At 69.9% G+C, this 13,607-nt stretch carries 12 protein-coding genes and 1 other RNA gene; 7 read left to right on the top strand and 6 right to left on the bottom strand.

The window, feature by feature from the left end:
* Nucleotides 1-33 precede the first annotated feature (33 nt).
* From kdpB to B146_RS0108870, 4 genes are all read left to right on the top strand, one after another.
* Nucleotides 34-2,088 (top strand): potassium-transporting ATPase subunit KdpB, encoded by a 2,055-nt coding sequence (gene kdpB, locus B146_RS0108855; protein WP_019996077.1) that lies wholly within the window; start codon nucleotides 34-36, stop codon nucleotides 2,086-2,088.
* Nucleotides 2,089-2,109: 21 nt separating this feature from the next.
* On the top strand, nucleotides 2,110-2,721 hold the full coding sequence (gene kdpC, locus B146_RS0108860) for a potassium-transporting ATPase subunit KdpC (RefSeq protein WP_019996078.1): 612 nt from the start codon (nucleotides 2,110-2,112) through the stop codon (nucleotides 2,719-2,721).
* A 145-nt stretch (nucleotides 2,722-2,866) separates the two neighbouring features.
* On the top strand, nucleotides 2,867-5,542 hold the full coding sequence (locus tag B146_RS0108865; RefSeq protein ID WP_026358464.1) for a DUF4118 domain-containing protein: 2,676 nt from the start codon (nucleotides 2,867-2,869) through the stop codon (nucleotides 5,540-5,542).
* Nucleotides 5,539-6,216 carry a response regulator gene (locus B146_RS0108870; RefSeq protein WP_019996080.1) on the top strand — a complete coding sequence of 226 codons (678 nt, stop codon included), beginning with the start codon at nucleotides 5,539-5,541 and terminating at the stop codon, nucleotides 6,214-6,216. The genes B146_RS0108865 and B146_RS0108870 overlap by 4 nt, the downstream gene beginning before the upstream one ends.
* A 7-nt stretch (nucleotides 6,217-6,223) precedes the next feature.
* Here the strand turns inward: B146_RS0108870 and B146_RS0108875 are convergent, their stop codons facing one another.
* A complete protein-coding gene (locus B146_RS0108875) occupies nucleotides 6,224-7,456 on the bottom strand; it encodes a lytic murein transglycosylase (protein ID WP_019996081.1) in 1,233 nt (410 codons plus the stop codon).
* 83 nt (nucleotides 7,457-7,539) lie between these two features.
* Entirely contained in the window at nucleotides 7,540-8,079 is a 540-nt protein-coding gene (locus tag B146_RS0108880; RefSeq protein ID WP_244498175.1) for a TetR/AcrR family transcriptional regulator, read from the bottom strand.
* A gap of 70 nt (nucleotides 8,080-8,149) precedes the next feature.
* Here B146_RS0108880 and B146_RS0108885 point away from each other — a divergent pair, with 70 nt between their 5' ends.
* A complete protein-coding gene (locus tag B146_RS0108885; RefSeq protein WP_019996083.1) occupies nucleotides 8,150-8,626 on the top strand; it encodes a monooxygenase family protein in 477 nt (158 codons plus the stop codon).
* 24 nt (nucleotides 8,627-8,650) lie between these two features.
* Here the strand turns inward: B146_RS0108885 and recR are convergent, their stop codons facing one another.
* From recR to ffs, 4 genes are all read right to left on the bottom strand, one after another.
* Nucleotides 8,651-9,256 (bottom strand): recombination mediator RecR, encoded by a 606-nt coding sequence (gene recR, locus B146_RS0108890; RefSeq protein ID WP_019996084.1) that lies wholly within the window; start codon nucleotides 9,254-9,256, stop codon nucleotides 8,651-8,653.
* A gap of 114 nt (nucleotides 9,257-9,370) precedes the next feature.
* A complete protein-coding gene (locus tag B146_RS0108895) occupies nucleotides 9,371-9,694 on the bottom strand; it encodes a YbaB/EbfC family nucleoid-associated protein (RefSeq protein ID WP_019996085.1) in 324 nt (107 codons plus the stop codon).
* A gap of 44 nt (nucleotides 9,695-9,738) precedes the next feature.
* Complete coding sequence (locus B146_RS0108900; protein WP_019996086.1) at nucleotides 9,739-11,742, bottom strand: DNA polymerase III subunit gamma/tau; 2,004 nt, start codon at nucleotides 11,740-11,742, stop codon at nucleotides 9,739-9,741.
* A 215-nt stretch (nucleotides 11,743-11,957) separates the two neighbouring features.
* Nucleotides 11,958-12,054: signal recognition particle sRNA small type (gene ffs / locus B146_RS28295), an RNA gene on the bottom strand.
* 30 nt (nucleotides 12,055-12,084) lie between these two features.
* Between ffs and B146_RS0108905 the strand changes: the two genes are divergently transcribed.
* Together B146_RS0108905 and nudC are read left to right on the top strand one after the other, a co-directional pair.
* The gene (locus tag B146_RS0108905) at nucleotides 12,085-12,501 is read left to right on the top strand and encodes an HIT family protein (protein ID WP_019996087.1); all 417 of its coding nucleotides are present in this window, start codon (nucleotides 12,085-12,087) and stop codon (nucleotides 12,499-12,501) included.
* Nucleotides 12,498-13,475 (top strand): NAD(+) diphosphatase, encoded by a 978-nt coding sequence (nudC, locus tag B146_RS0108910; protein ID WP_019996088.1) that lies wholly within the window; start codon nucleotides 12,498-12,500, stop codon nucleotides 13,473-13,475. The genes B146_RS0108905 and nudC overlap by 4 nt, the downstream gene beginning before the upstream one ends.
* Nucleotides 13,476-13,607 lie beyond the last annotated feature (132 nt).

Genomic DNA, 13,607 nt, shown 5'->3' on the forward strand with positions numbered 1-13,607 from the left:
AGGCCGCCGGCCCGGACTTCAAGGAATGCTCCCATGGCTGCCAAAGCCGCAACGTCCACCTTCCGGCCCGATCTCCTCGGCCGGGCCACGGTCGACGCCTTCAAAAAGCTCAACCCGGCCGCGCTCCTGCGCAATCCCGTGATCTTCGTCACGGAAGTCGTGGCCGCCGTGGTCACGATCCTGTTCGTTCGGGACCTTCTCGCCGGAAACCCGCTTCTCTTCACCGCCCAGATCATGGCCTGGCTCTGGTTCACCGTCCTCTTCGCCAATTTCGCCGAGGCCATCGCGGAAGGACGCGGGCGCGCCCAGGCCGACAGTCTGCGCAAGGCGCGCACCGACACGCTCGCCAAGCGCATGAACTCGCCCAAGGACCGTTCGACGCTCCAGTCCGTGTCCGCGCTCGACCTCAAGCTCGGCGACTTCGTGCTCGTGGAGACGGGCGACCTCGTGCCGGGCGACGGCGAGATCGTGGAGGGCATCGCCTCCGTCAACGAGGCGGCGGTGACGGGCGAATCCGCGCCGGTGATCCGCGAGGCGGGCGGCGACCGCTCGGCCGTCACCGGCGGCACGACCGTCGTGTCGGACTGGCTCGTCGTTCGCATCACCGCCGCGCCCGGCTCCTCCTTCCTCGATCGCATGATCGCGCTTGTGGAAGGCGCCGAGCGGCAGAAGACGCCGAACGAGCTGGCGCTCACCATCCTTCTCGTCGGCATGACGCTGATCTTCCTCGTCGCGGTCGTCACGCTCACCGGCCTTTCCGCCTATGCGGGCGCGGCCGTGTCCGTGCCGATCCTCGTCGCGCTCCTCGTCACCTTGATCCCGACCACGATCGGCGGGCTTCTTTCGGCCATCGGCATCGCCGGCATGGACCGGCTGATCCGCCACAAGGTGCTCGCCATGTCCGGCAAGGCGGTGGAGGCGGCGGGCGATGTCGACACGCTTCTCCTCGACAAGACCGGCACGATCACCTTCGGCAACCGCATGGCCTCGGAATTCGTCGCGGTGCAGGGCGTGACCGATGTCGAGATGGCGCAGATCGCGGTGGAATGCTCGCTCCAGGACGAGACGGCGGAAGGGCGCTCGATCCTCGTTCTGGCGCGTGAGCGCCACGGCGTCGCCGTGCCCGACGAAGCGCCAGACGGCACGCTCTTCATCCCCTTCTCGGCGGCGACGCGCCTGTCGGGCGTCGACCGGGGCGATCGCACCATTCGAAAAGGTTCGGTCGACGCGATCCGCCGCTTCGTCAACGAGACGGCGGCGCGCGAGGTGGCCGAGCCCGCCGCCTTCACCGCCGCCGTGGAACGGATCGCGAAATCGGGCGGCACGCCGCTCGGCCTGGCCGAAAACGGCCGCTTTCTCGGCGTGATCCATCTGAAGGACGTGGTGAAGCCCGACATCAAGGAGCGCTTCGCGGAGCTGCGCCGCATGGGCATCCGCACGGTCATGGTCACCGGCGACAATCCGGTGACGGCCGCCGCCATCGCTTCGGAAGCCGGCGTCGACGATTTCATCGCCGAAGCCACCCCGCAGGACAAGCTGAACTACATCCGCAACGAGCAGCGCCAGGGCCGGCTGGTGGCCATGTGCGGCGACGGCACCAACGACGCGCCGGCGCTCGCCCAGGCCGATGTCGGCGTCGCCATGCAGACGGGCACGCAGGCCGCGCGCGAGGCCGGCAACATGGTGGATCTCGATAGCGACCCGACCAAGCTCATCGAGATCGTCGGCATCGGCAAGCAGCTCCTGATGACGCGCGGAAGCCTCACCACCTTCTCCATCGCCAACGACGTCGCGAAATATTTCGCCATCATCCCGGCGCTGTTCATCGCGGCGATCCCCGAACTCGGCGTCCTCAACGTCATGAATCTTTCGACGCCGGAAAGCGCCATTCTCTCGGCGGTGATCTTCAACGCGCTCGTCATCATCGCGCTGATCCCGCTGGCGCTGCGCGGCGTGCCCTATCGCGCGCTCGATGCCGCGACGGTTCTGCGCCGCAACCTCGCGATCTACGGGCTCGGCGGCATTCTCGTGCCCTTCGTCGGCATCAAGCTCATCGACCTCGCCGTCTCCGCCCTCGGCCTCGCCTGATCCACCCAAGGAATTCGTCCCATGCTCCAGCATCTACGCGCCGCCGCGACGCTTCTCGGCCTCTTCACCGTCCTTCTCGGCCTCGCCTACCCCGCCGGCATGACCGCGCTCGCCTCGCTCGCCTTTCCAGACGAGGCGCGCGGCAGTCTCGTCAGCGTCGACGGACAGCCGGTCGGCTCCCTTCTCGTCGGCCAAGGTTTCAAGGACGCGGCCTATCTCCAGCCGCGCCCGTCCAGCGCCGGCGCGGGCTACGACGCGTCCTCCTCCTCGGGCAGCAATCTCGGGCCGACCAGCGCCAAGCTCGCCGAACGCCTGCGGACCGACGCGGAGGCCTTGCGCGCGGCGACAGGCGCGAAGCAACTTCCCGCCGACGCGATCACGAGTTCCGGCTCGGGGCTCGACCCCGACGTCTCGCCCGCCTTCGCCGCCCTTCAGGCCGCGCGCATCGCGGCGGCGCGCGGCGTCGCAGCGCCCGACGTGCAACGCCTGATCGACGCCAACACGGCCGGGCGCACCTTCGGCGTCCTCGGCGAGCCGCGCGTCAACGTCCTCGCCGTCAATCTCGCGCTCGACCGGCTCGCCCCCCGCGCCGCGCCCGCACAAGGCGGCACGCCCACGGCCTCGGTCAACTGATCTCACCCGGCCCGAGGCCGGGCTTGCGGAGACCCTGCAAAGGACCGAAACGGAAGGGGACCTTCGGGGTCTCCTTCCGAATGCGGATCGACACCGGGCACCCGCGAAAGGGCCTGCGAAAGGGCCCGAGGAAGGGAAGGACATGATGATGCAGGACGACGCGCCCCGCGCCTCCCCCGACGCGCTTCTCGGCCAGGCCGAGCGCGAGGGGCGCGGCAAGCTGCGCCTGTTCCTCGGCGCGGCGCCTGGCGTCGGCAAGACCTACGCCATGCTGCAGGCGGCTCGCGCTGCGCGGGCCGGCGGGCGCGACGTGCTGGTCGGCATCGTGGAAACCCATGGCCGCGCCGACACCGAGGCGATGCTCGCCGAGCTCGAACTGCTGCCGCGCCTGTTCATTCCCTACAAGGGTCGGCTGGTGGCCGAATTCGACATCGACGCCGCGCTCAAGCGCCGCCCCTCGCTGCTTCTCGTGGACGAATACGCCCATTCCAATGTCGAGGGCTCGCGCCACCCGAAGCGCTGGCAGGACGTCGCCGAATGCCTGAAGGCCGGGATCGACGTCTGGACCACGATGAACGTCCAGCATGTGACGAGCCTCAACGACGTCGTCCAGCGCATCACCGGCGTGCGCGTGCGCGAGACCGTGCCCGACACGACGCTGGAGGTCGCCGACGAGATCGTGCTCGTGGACCTGCCCTCCGACGAGCTGATCCGCCGGCTCGCCGAGGGCAAGGTCTATGTCGAGGACACGGCGATCCGCGCCACGCAGAACTTCTTCAAGCCCTCCAACCTCACGGCGCTGCGCGAGCTGGCGCTGAGGCAGGTCGCGGCGCAGGTCGATTCGGACCTCGTGGAGCGGATGCAGGGCGGCGCGATCGAGGGCCCCTGGGCGGCGGGCGAGCGGCTTCTCGTGTGCCTCGGGCCGGACCGGCAGGCCGAGCGGCTGGTGCGCGAGGGCAAGCGGCTGGCCGAGCGTCTCGACGCGCCCTGGTTCGCGGTCACGATCGAGCGGCCGGGCCAGGTGCTCGATCAGGCGGCGGCCGGCCGTCTCGACGCGGCGCTGCAGCTCGCCAAGAGTCTGGGCGCCGAAACGCAGAGCCTCGTCGCGGCCGATCTGCCCGCCGAACTCCTGCGCTTCGCCCGGTTCGAGAACGTGACGCAGATCGTGGTGGGCAAGGCGCGCGGCCGGCGCCTCCGCCTGCCCTTCGCGGAAGGCAATCTGGCCGACGCCATCGTGCGCCGGGCCAAGGGCGTGTCGGTTCTGGTGCTGACCGAAAGCGAGGCGCCGCCCGCGCGCCGCTGGCGATGGCCGGAACTCGGCGGCTGGCCGGGCTATGTCTCGGCGCTCGCCAGCGTCGCGACCGCGACCGCGCTCGGCACCCTTCTGGTGCGCTTCGTGCCGCTGCCCAATGTCTCCATGTTCTATCTTCTGGCCGTTCTCGTGCCGGCGCTGCTCTACGGCATCTGGCCAGCGGTGGCCGCCTCCTTCCTGTCCTTCGCGGCTTATAATTTCTTCTTCATCGACCCGACCGGCACCTTCACCGTGGCGCGGCCGCACGAAGTCCTGTCGCTCGGCGTCTTCCTCATCATCGCCGTCACCATGTCCGCCGTCGCCGGCCAGGCGCGCGAGCAGATGAGCGCTTCGGCCCGGCGCACCCGCGCCTCGCGCCGGCTCTACGAGTTCACCCGCACCCTGTCCGCCCTGCCCGACGCGGGCGCGGTGGCGGACGCGGCGGCCGGCGAAATCAACGCCGCGACCGGGCGCGCCGTCGCGATCCTGCGCCCGGACGGGGCGGACCTCGCGATCGCCGCCGCCTGGCCGCCCGACGATCGCCTGGGCGTGCCCGCCCGGACCGCCGCGCGCTGGGCCTTCGAGCACGGGGAGCCTGCGGGCGCGGGAACCGGCACCCTGCCGGCCAGCGGCTGGTTCTTCCTTCCCTTGAGCGTCGAGGGCGGCAAGGTCGGCGTGCTCGGCGTCGAACGCCCGCCCGAGGCGCCGCCGCTCGATGCCGAAATCCGCACGCTCCTGTCGGCGCTCGCCGAGCAGACGGCGGCGGCGCTCCATCGCGCGCTTCTGTCGACGGAGGTACGCACGGTTCGAACCGCCGCCGAAACCGAGCGGGTGCGCAACATTCTCCTCGCCTCGATCAGTCACGACTTCCGAACGCCGCTCGCCTCGATTCTGGGCGCGGCGACGGCGCTCATCGACTATCGCGAGCGGCTGGACGCCGAAGCGCGCGACGATCTCCTGGCGCAGGTGCGCGACGAGGCCCGCCATCTCGACCAGATGGTGCGCAATCTTCTCTCCATGACCCGCCTCGAAGCGGGCGCCCTCGAGATCAATCGCAATTGGGTGGATGCCGGCGAGATGCTGAACCGCCTCGCCGATCAGGCCCGCCGGCGCGGCGCGACGCAGCGCTTCGCGCTGGACGTACCGCGCGAGCCGGTCCTCGTCTTCGCCGACGGCACGCTGCTCGACCAGGCCGTCGGCAATGTCGTCGCCAACGCGGTCAAGCATGGCGGGCCGGAGGCCACGATCGCCCTGTCCTGCCGCGCTGAGGAGGGCGGCGTGACGATCCTCGTGCGCGACGACGGGCCGGGCGTGCCGGCGGCGCTGCGCGACCATGTGTTCGAGAAGTTCACGCGGCTGCGGACCTCCAGCGCCGACGGCGGCGACAGCGCCGGCCTCGGCCTTGCGATCACGAGGGGCATCGTGGACGCGCATGGCGGCACGGTGGAGCTTCTGCCGGATGACCCCGCCGCCCCTGGTGGCGCGGCGTTCCGCATCCATCTTCCGAACGAACCGGACACGGGCTCATGACCTCTCCCACCATCCTCGTGGTCGACGACGAGATCGCCATTCATCGCTTCCTGAAGCCCGTCCTCGCGGCGGAAGGCTACAAGGTGGTGCAGGCCATGACGGCGACGGAGGCCCTGAAGCTCCATGGCGAGGTCAGGCCCGACGCGCTGGTTCTCGACCTCGGCCTGCCCGATCTCGACGGCAAGGAGGTCATCCGCCGCCTGCGCCGGGAATCCGGCGTGCCGATCGTGGTTCTTTCGGCGCGCGACCGCGAAACGGAAAAGATCCAGGCGCTCGATCTCGGGGCCGACGATTATGTCGAGAAGCCCTTCGGCGTCGGCGAGCTGATGGCGCGGCTGCGGGCGGCGCTCCGCCACGCCAGGCCGCGCAGCGACGAACGGCTCCTGACATCGGGCGATGTCGAGGTCGATCTCGCCGCCCATGTCGTGCGCAAGGGCGCGGCCGAGGTGCGGCTGACCCGGCGCGAGTTCGACGTGCTCGCCGTGCTCCTGCGCCATGCCGGCAAGGTCGTCACCCATGCGCAGCTTCTGCGCGAGGTCTGGGGTTCGGCCAATGCCGGCGACACGCAATATCTGCGGGTCTATGTCGGCCAGCTCCGGCAGAAGCTGGAGGACGACCCGGCCGCGCCCCGCCTGATCCTGACGGAGCCCGGCATCGGCTATCGCCTCGTCTGACGCGCCGTCAGAGCCGCTTGGCGAGCGCCGGGGTCGGCCAGCAGGTGGCGGGGAGGCCGAGCTTTTCTTCGGCCGCGCCGATCGAGCGGCGCGTCTTGAAGCCGGCGAGCCCGTCCGTGCCGCCGACATCGTGGCCCTGTTTCTGCAGGCGCTCCTGCAGGCGCGAGACGTCGCCCCGCGTCAGGCCGGAGGCGCCCGGCCAGCGCCCGTCGAAGGCGCCGCCGCCCGCGATCCGGTCGGCCACATGGCCGATGAACAGGGCGTAGAGGTCGGAATTGTTGTATTCCTTGATGACGTAGAAATTCGGCGTCGCGACGAAGCCGGGCCCGAGCCGCCCCGCCGGCATCAGGAGATGGCCGGGGCGGGCGAGTTCGCCGTCCGGGAAGCCCCGCCCCGAGGCGCGGGTGACGCCGGCCTTGGCGAATTCGCCGATCGGGCGCGGCCGGTCCGGCCCCTCGAGCGTGCAGGACACGCCGGCGGGAAAGCGCGCCTCGTAGCCCCAGGTCCGGCCGCGCTGCCAGCCCGACATCTGGAGATAATGGGCGATCGAGGCGAGCGTGTCGGGCACCGAATTCCAGATGTCGGGGCGGCCGTCGCCGTCCTCGTCCACCGCCAGCGCGCGGAATTTCGAGGGCATGAACTGCGGCTGGCCGAGCGCTCCGGCCCAGGAGGATTTCATGTCCGAAACCCGCAAATGGCCCTCCTGCACGATCTGCAGCGCGGCGATCAGCTCGGCGCGGAACATCTCCTTGCGGCGCGACAGATAGGCCTTGGTGGCGAGTACCTCGAAGGCGTTGTAGGGAATCTTCGCCGCGCCATAGCCGGACTCGCGGCCCCAGACGGCGAGCACGATCGGCCCCGGCACGCCCGTCTCGCGCTCGATGCGCTTCAGGAGCGCCGCGTGGGTCTGGAACAGCGCGCGGCCCTTGGCGACGACGCCCGCGATCTTCCGCTCGTCGAAATAGGCGGCGGGGCTCTGGAACTCGGCCTGCCGGTTCACCTCCTCCACCTTCGGCTTCTGGCCGGGAAGCTGGAGGTCGGGCAGCTTCAGATTGGGCTCGACGCCCCGGAAGGCGGCGTCGAAGGTCTGGCGCGACACGCCGCCGGCCCGCGCTTCCGGCCAGATCTGCGCTTCCAGAAAGCGCTGGAAGCCCGCTTCGATCTCGCCCTTGGGCGCGGCGAGCGCGGGCGCCGTCAGGGTCGTGAGGGCGACGCAGAGGGCCGCCAGACGCTTCTTCATGTTTGCTTCCCCGGGGACGAACAGTCCCTCTCCTGCCGGAAGGCTAATGGGAAAGGCTTGCGCCGAACTCGTGGCGCGCCGGCTCACCTCTTCGCGAGGCCATCGGCCAGAAGCCGCAGGGCGGCGGCCGGGTCCGCCGCCGCACTCGGCTGCCCCTCCGGCGGCGCCGGCCCGTCGAGCGCCAGCGTGGCCAGCCCATGCACCAGCGCCCAGCAGGCGAGCGTCGCGGCGGGGTCGCTCGTGAGCGTCGCCACCCGGCGCATCAGAACGCCATAGGCGTTGTCGCCGGAGGGCGTCGGCGGCGCGCAGGCGCCCGAAAACATCAGGCGAAACAGGGCGGGGTGGTCGCTCGCGAAACGGAGATAGGCGAGCCCCTGCGCCACCAGCGCGTCGGGCCCCTCGGCCTGCCCGTCCGCCGCCAGCAAGGCTTCGCGCAAGCGCTCGAACCCGTCCGCCGCCACCGCGCCGAGAAGCGCCGCCTTGTCGGCGAAATGGCGATAGGGCGCCATGGCGGAGACGCCGACCTCGCGCGCCAGGGCGCGAAGGCTGAGATCGCTCGTCCCCGCTTCCAGCGCCGCGACGGCGGCCGCGATCAGGCGCTCGCGCAGGCTCCGCTCTTCCATGGTCGACATCGATGTTTACACCGTACACATTCCGCCCTATGTTTACGGTGTAAACCCGAGGGAGGCCGCCATGCAAGCCAGACCGCCGCGCCGGACCGTCGATCTTTCCGCCTATCCCGATCTCGTTCTCGTGCTTCTGGGGTTTCAGGTTCAGGGCTGGCGCGGCGTGCCGGCGCTTCTGCGCATCGGGCGGGGCCTTCGCGCCCTGCGCCACGACAGGCCGGACGGGCTCCTGTGGGACCAGCAGTTCGTGTTCGGCTGGAATCATGTCGGCATCCGCCAATATTGGCGCGATCCGGACAGTCTGGAGCGCTTCACCCGCGCCGCGCCGCATTCGATCTGGTGGCGGGACTTTCTTCAGGACGCGCAGACCTGCGGCTTCTGGCACGAGGCCTATCATGCGCGGGGCGGCGTCGAGGCGATCTATGTCAACCTGCCCCGGCCCGAAGGGCTCGGCGCCTTCGCGCCCGAGCGCGCGCCGGTCGGCCCGTTCATGACGAGCCGCGAGCGCATGGCCGCCGATGCGCTGGCGCGCCTGGCGGGCTGACGGGCGCCGGGCGGCTGACCGCGGTCAGACCTTGGTGCGCGAGCGCATGGCGGCCGAGAGCGTGCCTTCGTCGAGATAATCGAGCTCGCCGCCGACCGGCACGCCATGCGCGAGGCGGGTGATCTTCAGGTCGAACCCGTCGAGCTGGTCGATGATGTAATGCGCGGTCGTCTGCCCCTCGACCGTGGCGTTCACGGCGATGATGATCTCGGCGATGCCGCCTTCCGCCACGCGCTCCACGAGGCGGCGGATGGTGAGATCGTCAGGGCCGACGCCTTCCAGCGGCGACAGGACGCCGCCGAGCACATGGTAGCTCGCGTTCAGAGCCTTGGCCCGCTCCAGCGCCCAGAGGTCGGACACGTCCTCCACCACGATCACCGTGGCGCGGTCGCGGCCGGTGTCGGTGCAGATCGTGCAGGGGTCGCGCGTGTCGATATTGCCGCAATGCGAGCAGACCCGCACCTCTTCGGCCGCTTCCGCCATGGCCGCGCCGAGCGGGCGCAGAAGCTGCTCGCGCCGCTTGACGAGATGCAGCGCCGCACGCCGGGCCGAGCGGGGGCCGAGACCGGGAAGCTTGGCGAGAAGCTGGATCAGCCGCTCGATCTCGGGACCGGCGATGGACTTGGCCATGCGAGGAGGTGCTTTCGACAGGAAGGACGCGAGCGGCCCGGCGGGCCGCCCCGAAAAAGTGAGATGCCGGCAAGACGCGCTTGCCGGCCGGAAACGCCTGGAGGCTGCTATCGACTAGAAGGGCAGCTTCATGCCGGGAGGCAGCGGCAGACCGGCGGTGAGGGCCTGCGTCTTTTCCTGGATCAGCGCGTCGAGCTTGCGCTTGGCGTCGGCATGGGCGGCGACGATCAGGTCTTCCAGAATGTCCTTCTCGTCCGCCTTCAGGAGCGAGGGGTCGAGATTCAGCGATTCCAATTCGCCCGAGCCCTTCAGGGTGACGGACACGACGCCGCCGCCGGCCTGGCCCGTGGCCGTCGCGGAGGCGATCTCGGCCTGGAGGTTGCCCATCTTCTCCTGCATGGCCTTGGCCTGCTTCATCATGCCCATGAGATCCTTCATGCCGGGCGAAGCTCCTTCTTGTCGGTTGAAAGGGGGTCGGAAGGTCAGTCGTCGTCTTCGTCGTCGCCGGGTTCCAGCGACGCGTCAAACTCCATGTCGTGATCCGGGGCGTCCATGCCAAGGTCGGGCTCGCCGACATCGTATTGCTCGGGCAGTCCCCCATCGCCGACGAAATCGTCGAGCGGCTCGGCCGGTTCCGGCTCGGGCGCGGATTCGGGCTCGTTCAGGAGGCGGACCTCGCGCACCCTGGCGCCGGGCATGGCCGCGAGGATCGCCGCGACGTCCGGATCGGCCTCCGCTTCGCGGATCAGCTGGGCGCGGCGGGCGGCGTCGACCTCCTCCAGTGTCTCGCTGCCGCCCGAGGGAGCGACGGTGACGACCCAGCGCAGCCCCGTCCAGTCGAACAGGCGCTTGGCGAGATCGCCGGCAAAGCTCACCGGCGCGCCTTCGGCCGGCTGAATCTCGAGCCGCCCCGGCTCGATGCGCACGAGCCGGAGATAGCGCCGGATGCGCGTCTTCATCAGGGAATCGCGTTTCTCGGCGGCGAGCTTTTCCAGATCGCGCAAGGAGGCGGGCATGGCCGCCAGATCCAGCGCCTCGGCCAGCCCCGGGCGCGCGGCCTGCGCATCGGGCGCGGGCGCGGCCATGCGCGCGGCGAGCGACTGGCCGCCGCCGGGGATCGTGCGAAGCTGCATGACGGGCGCGGGCGTGTTCGGCGCCTCGCTGGCCTGGGCGCTGGACGAGCGGGCGTCGAGCGCCGCGCCTCCTTGGCCTCCCGCTTGGCCAGTGCCGCCACGCGGCGGAGCCCCTGCCCCGCCGGGCGCGCCGGCGCCGCTTCCGAGCCGGCCGAGCCGCTCGCCGCCGTCGCGCAGGAGCGCCAGAAGCTCGTCGGGCGAGGGCAGATCGGCGGCATGGGATATGCGAATCAGCGCCATTTCGGCGGCCTGACGCGGCGAGGCGGCGGCGCGCGCTTCCTCGATCGCCTTCAGGAGCATCTGCCAGACTTCCGACAGGGTGCGCACCGAAAGGCGCGCGGCGAAGTCGCGCCCCCGCTCCACCTCGTCGGGCGAAAGCGAGGCGTCGCCCGCCGTTTCCGGCACGAAGCGCAGCGAGGTGACGAGATGGGTGAAGTCGGCGAGATCCGTCAGCACCACGACCGGATCGGCCCCGGCGCGGTATTGCTCGGCAAATTCCTTGAGCGCGCCGGTGCCATCGCCCTTCATCAGAAGCTCGAACAGGTCCACCACGCGCGCGCGGTCGGCAAGGCCCAGCATGTCGCGCACGGTCGCGGCCGAGACATGGCCCGCGCCGTGGGCGATTGCCTGATCGGTGAGCGACAGCGCATCGCGCACCGAGCCTTCCGAGGCGCGGGCGATGAGGCGGAGCGCGGCCTCCTCGGCCTCGACCTTCTCGGCGCCGAGCACGCGGGTCAGATGGCTCATCATCGTCGCCGGATCGACGCGCCTGAGGTCGAAGCGCTGGCAGCGCGACAGGACGGTGATCGGAACCTTTCGGATTTCGGTGGTCGCGAAGACGAATTTCACATGCTCGGGCGGCTCTTCCAGCGTCTTCAAAAGGCCGTTGAAGGCCTGCGTGGAGAGCATGTGCACTTCGTCGATAATATAGACTTTGTAGCGCGCCGAGACGGGCCGGTAGCGCACCTGCGCGATGATCTCGCGGATATCGTCGATGCCCGTGTGCGAGGCGGCGTCCATCTCCACCACGTCGACATGCCGCCCTTCCATGATCGCCTGATCGTGGATGCCGGGCTCGATCATGTGGATCGTCGGCTGGTGGACGGTCGCCGTCTCGTAGTTCAGCGCGCGGGCGAGAATGCGGGCGGTGGTCGTCTTGCCGACGCCGCGCACGCCGGTCAGCATCCAGGCCTGCGCGATCCGGTTCGCCTCGAAGGCGTTGGTCAGCGTGCGGACCATCGGCTCCTGGCCGATCAGGTCGTCGAAGGAACGGGGGCGGTATTTTCGCGCAAGGACGCGGTAGGAGCCGGCCGCGCCGCCCGTCTCAGCCTGTTCCTGCTTGCTCTCAGCCATGCCGTCTCGTCTGAATGCGCCGCGCCGGAGCCAGCCTCCCGCGCGAAACGACACTAAAGGATCGGGCCCCGAATGAAACCCGCGCCGCATCGCCGCGATGGTCTAACGGCGTTTTCGTGAGATGCAATGGAAGAAGCCGGGCGCGCCGCAGGCCCATGCGCTCGCACCCCGAAGGGCGGGCTTGGCGCGGGCACGAAAACGGGCGAGGAGAAAGGGTGGGAGGCTGGCACGATGACCCGTGCCGGATTCGTTGGGGCTGCTTCCTTCCGGACCTGACCCGGTTGGCGAGCGGCTCGTCCACCACCAACCTCCCACTGCTCATATCGTGGAGATTTCCGCCGAATGCAAGACGCTACCGATCACGAACTCGACGCCCGCCTCGAAGCCGATACGATCGCGCTTCTGGAGCTTCCCCTGTCGCGCCTTCTCCTGATGAACGACCGGCGCTGGCCCTGGCTGATTCTCGTGCCGCGCCGCGCCGGGGCGGTGGAATTGTTCGACCTGTCGGAGGAGGACCGGCAGCAGCTCGACCGCGAGGCCTGCCGCGCGGCGGAAGGGCTGAAGCGGTTGACGGGCGCGGAAAAGATGAACATCGCGACCCTCGGCAATTCGGTGCGGCAGTTCCATCTTCATGTGGTCGCGCGCCGGACCGGCGACCCCAACTGGCCCCGCCCCGTCTGGGGCTACGGAGAGCGCGAGCCCTATTCCCCTGCCGAGGCCGAAGCCCTTCGCGCCCGCCTTCTTGAAAGCCTGTCATGACCGACACCTCCCTTCGCCTCGGCTTTGCCGGCAACCGCCTCGTCCGCGACGGGGAAACACGCGGCGAGGCGACGCTGGCGGAAGCGCTCGCCCATCCCGGCGCGGGCGTGTTCCTGCAAGCGGAAGGACAATGGCTGGCGCGGGTGGAGGCGGACGGCGCCGTCCGCCCGCTCTTCGACATCGCATCGGCGCGCGACTGGCTGGGCGGGGAGGACCCGAGCCTCCTTCTCGGCCACGCGGCCGACGGCGCGCCACGCCTTGCCGCGCGGCTCGGGGGCGAGCGGATCGCCGCGCTCGGGCTCACCGGCGAAGGCGCGGAGCGTCGCCTCGGCGCCCTGCCCTTGTTCGAGCTGCGCGCGCTCGCCCAGCGCCAGGCGCTCGACGCCGACACGGAAGGCCAGCTCGCGCAGGCGACGCATCTTCTGAACTGGCACGGCTCGGCTCGCTTCTGCGGACGTTGCGGCGGAGAGACCGTGTCGGAAGCCGCCGGCTTCCGCCGCCGCTGCACAGGATGCGATCACCTGATCTTTCCGCGCACGGACCCGGTGTCGATCATGCTGGTGCATGACGGGGCGGGACGCTGCCTTCTCGGGCGCCAGCCGCATTTTCCTGATGACATGTGGTCCTGCCTTGCCGGCTTCATCGAGGCGGGCGAGACGATCGAGGACGCCGTGCGGCGCGAAACGCTGGAGGAAGCGGGGCTGACGGTGGGCGCCGTGCGCTACCACTCCTCACAGCCCTGGCCCTTTCCGGGCTCGCTCATGATCGGCTGCATCGCCGAGGCGACGAGCACCGACATCGCCTTCGACGGCGCGGAACTGGAGGATTGCCGCTGGTTCAGCCGAGCGGAGGTCGTGGCCATGATGGAGGGGCGGCATGACGAAGGCATCACCTTGCCCAAGCCCTTCGCCATCGCGCATCACCTGATTCGCACCTTCGCGGAAGGCAGGGAGCGCCATGATGCCTATCTATGAGGCGGTTTCTTAACATTCGATGAACGGGATCATGGCTACGCCATGCGCAGACTGCACAACTGGCGTGCAGCTTTTGCTCTCCTAACAGGCAGGTCCGAGGCGTATATCAGCGTCAACAAACGAACCAAACCA

Origin of the sequence: Aureimonas ureilytica DSM 18598 = NBRC 106430, assembly GCF_000382705.1 — a bacterium.
Lineage (GTDB): Bacteria > Pseudomonadota > Alphaproteobacteria > Rhizobiales > Rhizobiaceae > Aureimonas > Aureimonas ureilytica.

Coding starts and splice junctions, on each gene's coding strand:
- B146_RS0108875 (WP_019996081.1), bottom strand. CDS start 7,456: ATGAAGAAGCGTCTGGCGGCCCTCTGCGTCGCCCTCACGACCCTGACG.
- B146_RS0108900 (WP_019996086.1), bottom strand. CDS start 11,742: ATGGCTGAGAGCAAGCAGGAACAGGCTGAGACGGGCGGCGCGGCCGGC.
- recR (WP_019996084.1), bottom strand. CDS start 9,256: ATGGCCAAGTCCATCGCCGGTCCCGAGATCGAGCGGCTGATCCAGCTT.
- kdpC (WP_019996078.1), top strand. CDS start 2,110: ATGCTCCAGCATCTACGCGCCGCCGCGACGCTTCTCGGCCTCTTCACC.
- B146_RS0108870 (WP_019996080.1), top strand. CDS start 5,539: ATGACCTCTCCCACCATCCTCGTGGTCGACGACGAGATCGCCATTCAT.
- B146_RS0108880 (WP_244498175.1), bottom strand. CDS start 8,079: ATGGAAGAGCGGAGCCTGCGCGAGCGCCTGATCGCGGCCGCCGTCGCG.
- kdpB (WP_019996077.1), top strand. CDS start 34: ATGGCTGCCAAAGCCGCAACGTCCACCTTCCGGCCCGATCTCCTCGGC.
- B146_RS0108895 (WP_019996085.1), bottom strand. CDS start 9,694: ATGAAGGATCTCATGGGCATGATGAAGCAGGCCAAGGCCATGCAGGAG.
- B146_RS0108905 (WP_019996087.1), top strand. CDS start 12,085: ATGCAAGACGCTACCGATCACGAACTCGACGCCCGCCTCGAAGCCGAT.
- B146_RS0108885 (WP_019996083.1), top strand. CDS start 8,150: ATGCAAGCCAGACCGCCGCGCCGGACCGTCGATCTTTCCGCCTATCCC.
- B146_RS0108865 (WP_026358464.1), top strand. CDS start 2,867: ATGATGCAGGACGACGCGCCCCGCGCCTCCCCCGACGCGCTTCTCGGC.
- nudC (WP_019996088.1), top strand. CDS start 12,498: ATGACCGACACCTCCCTTCGCCTCGGCTTTGCCGGCAACCGCCTCGTC.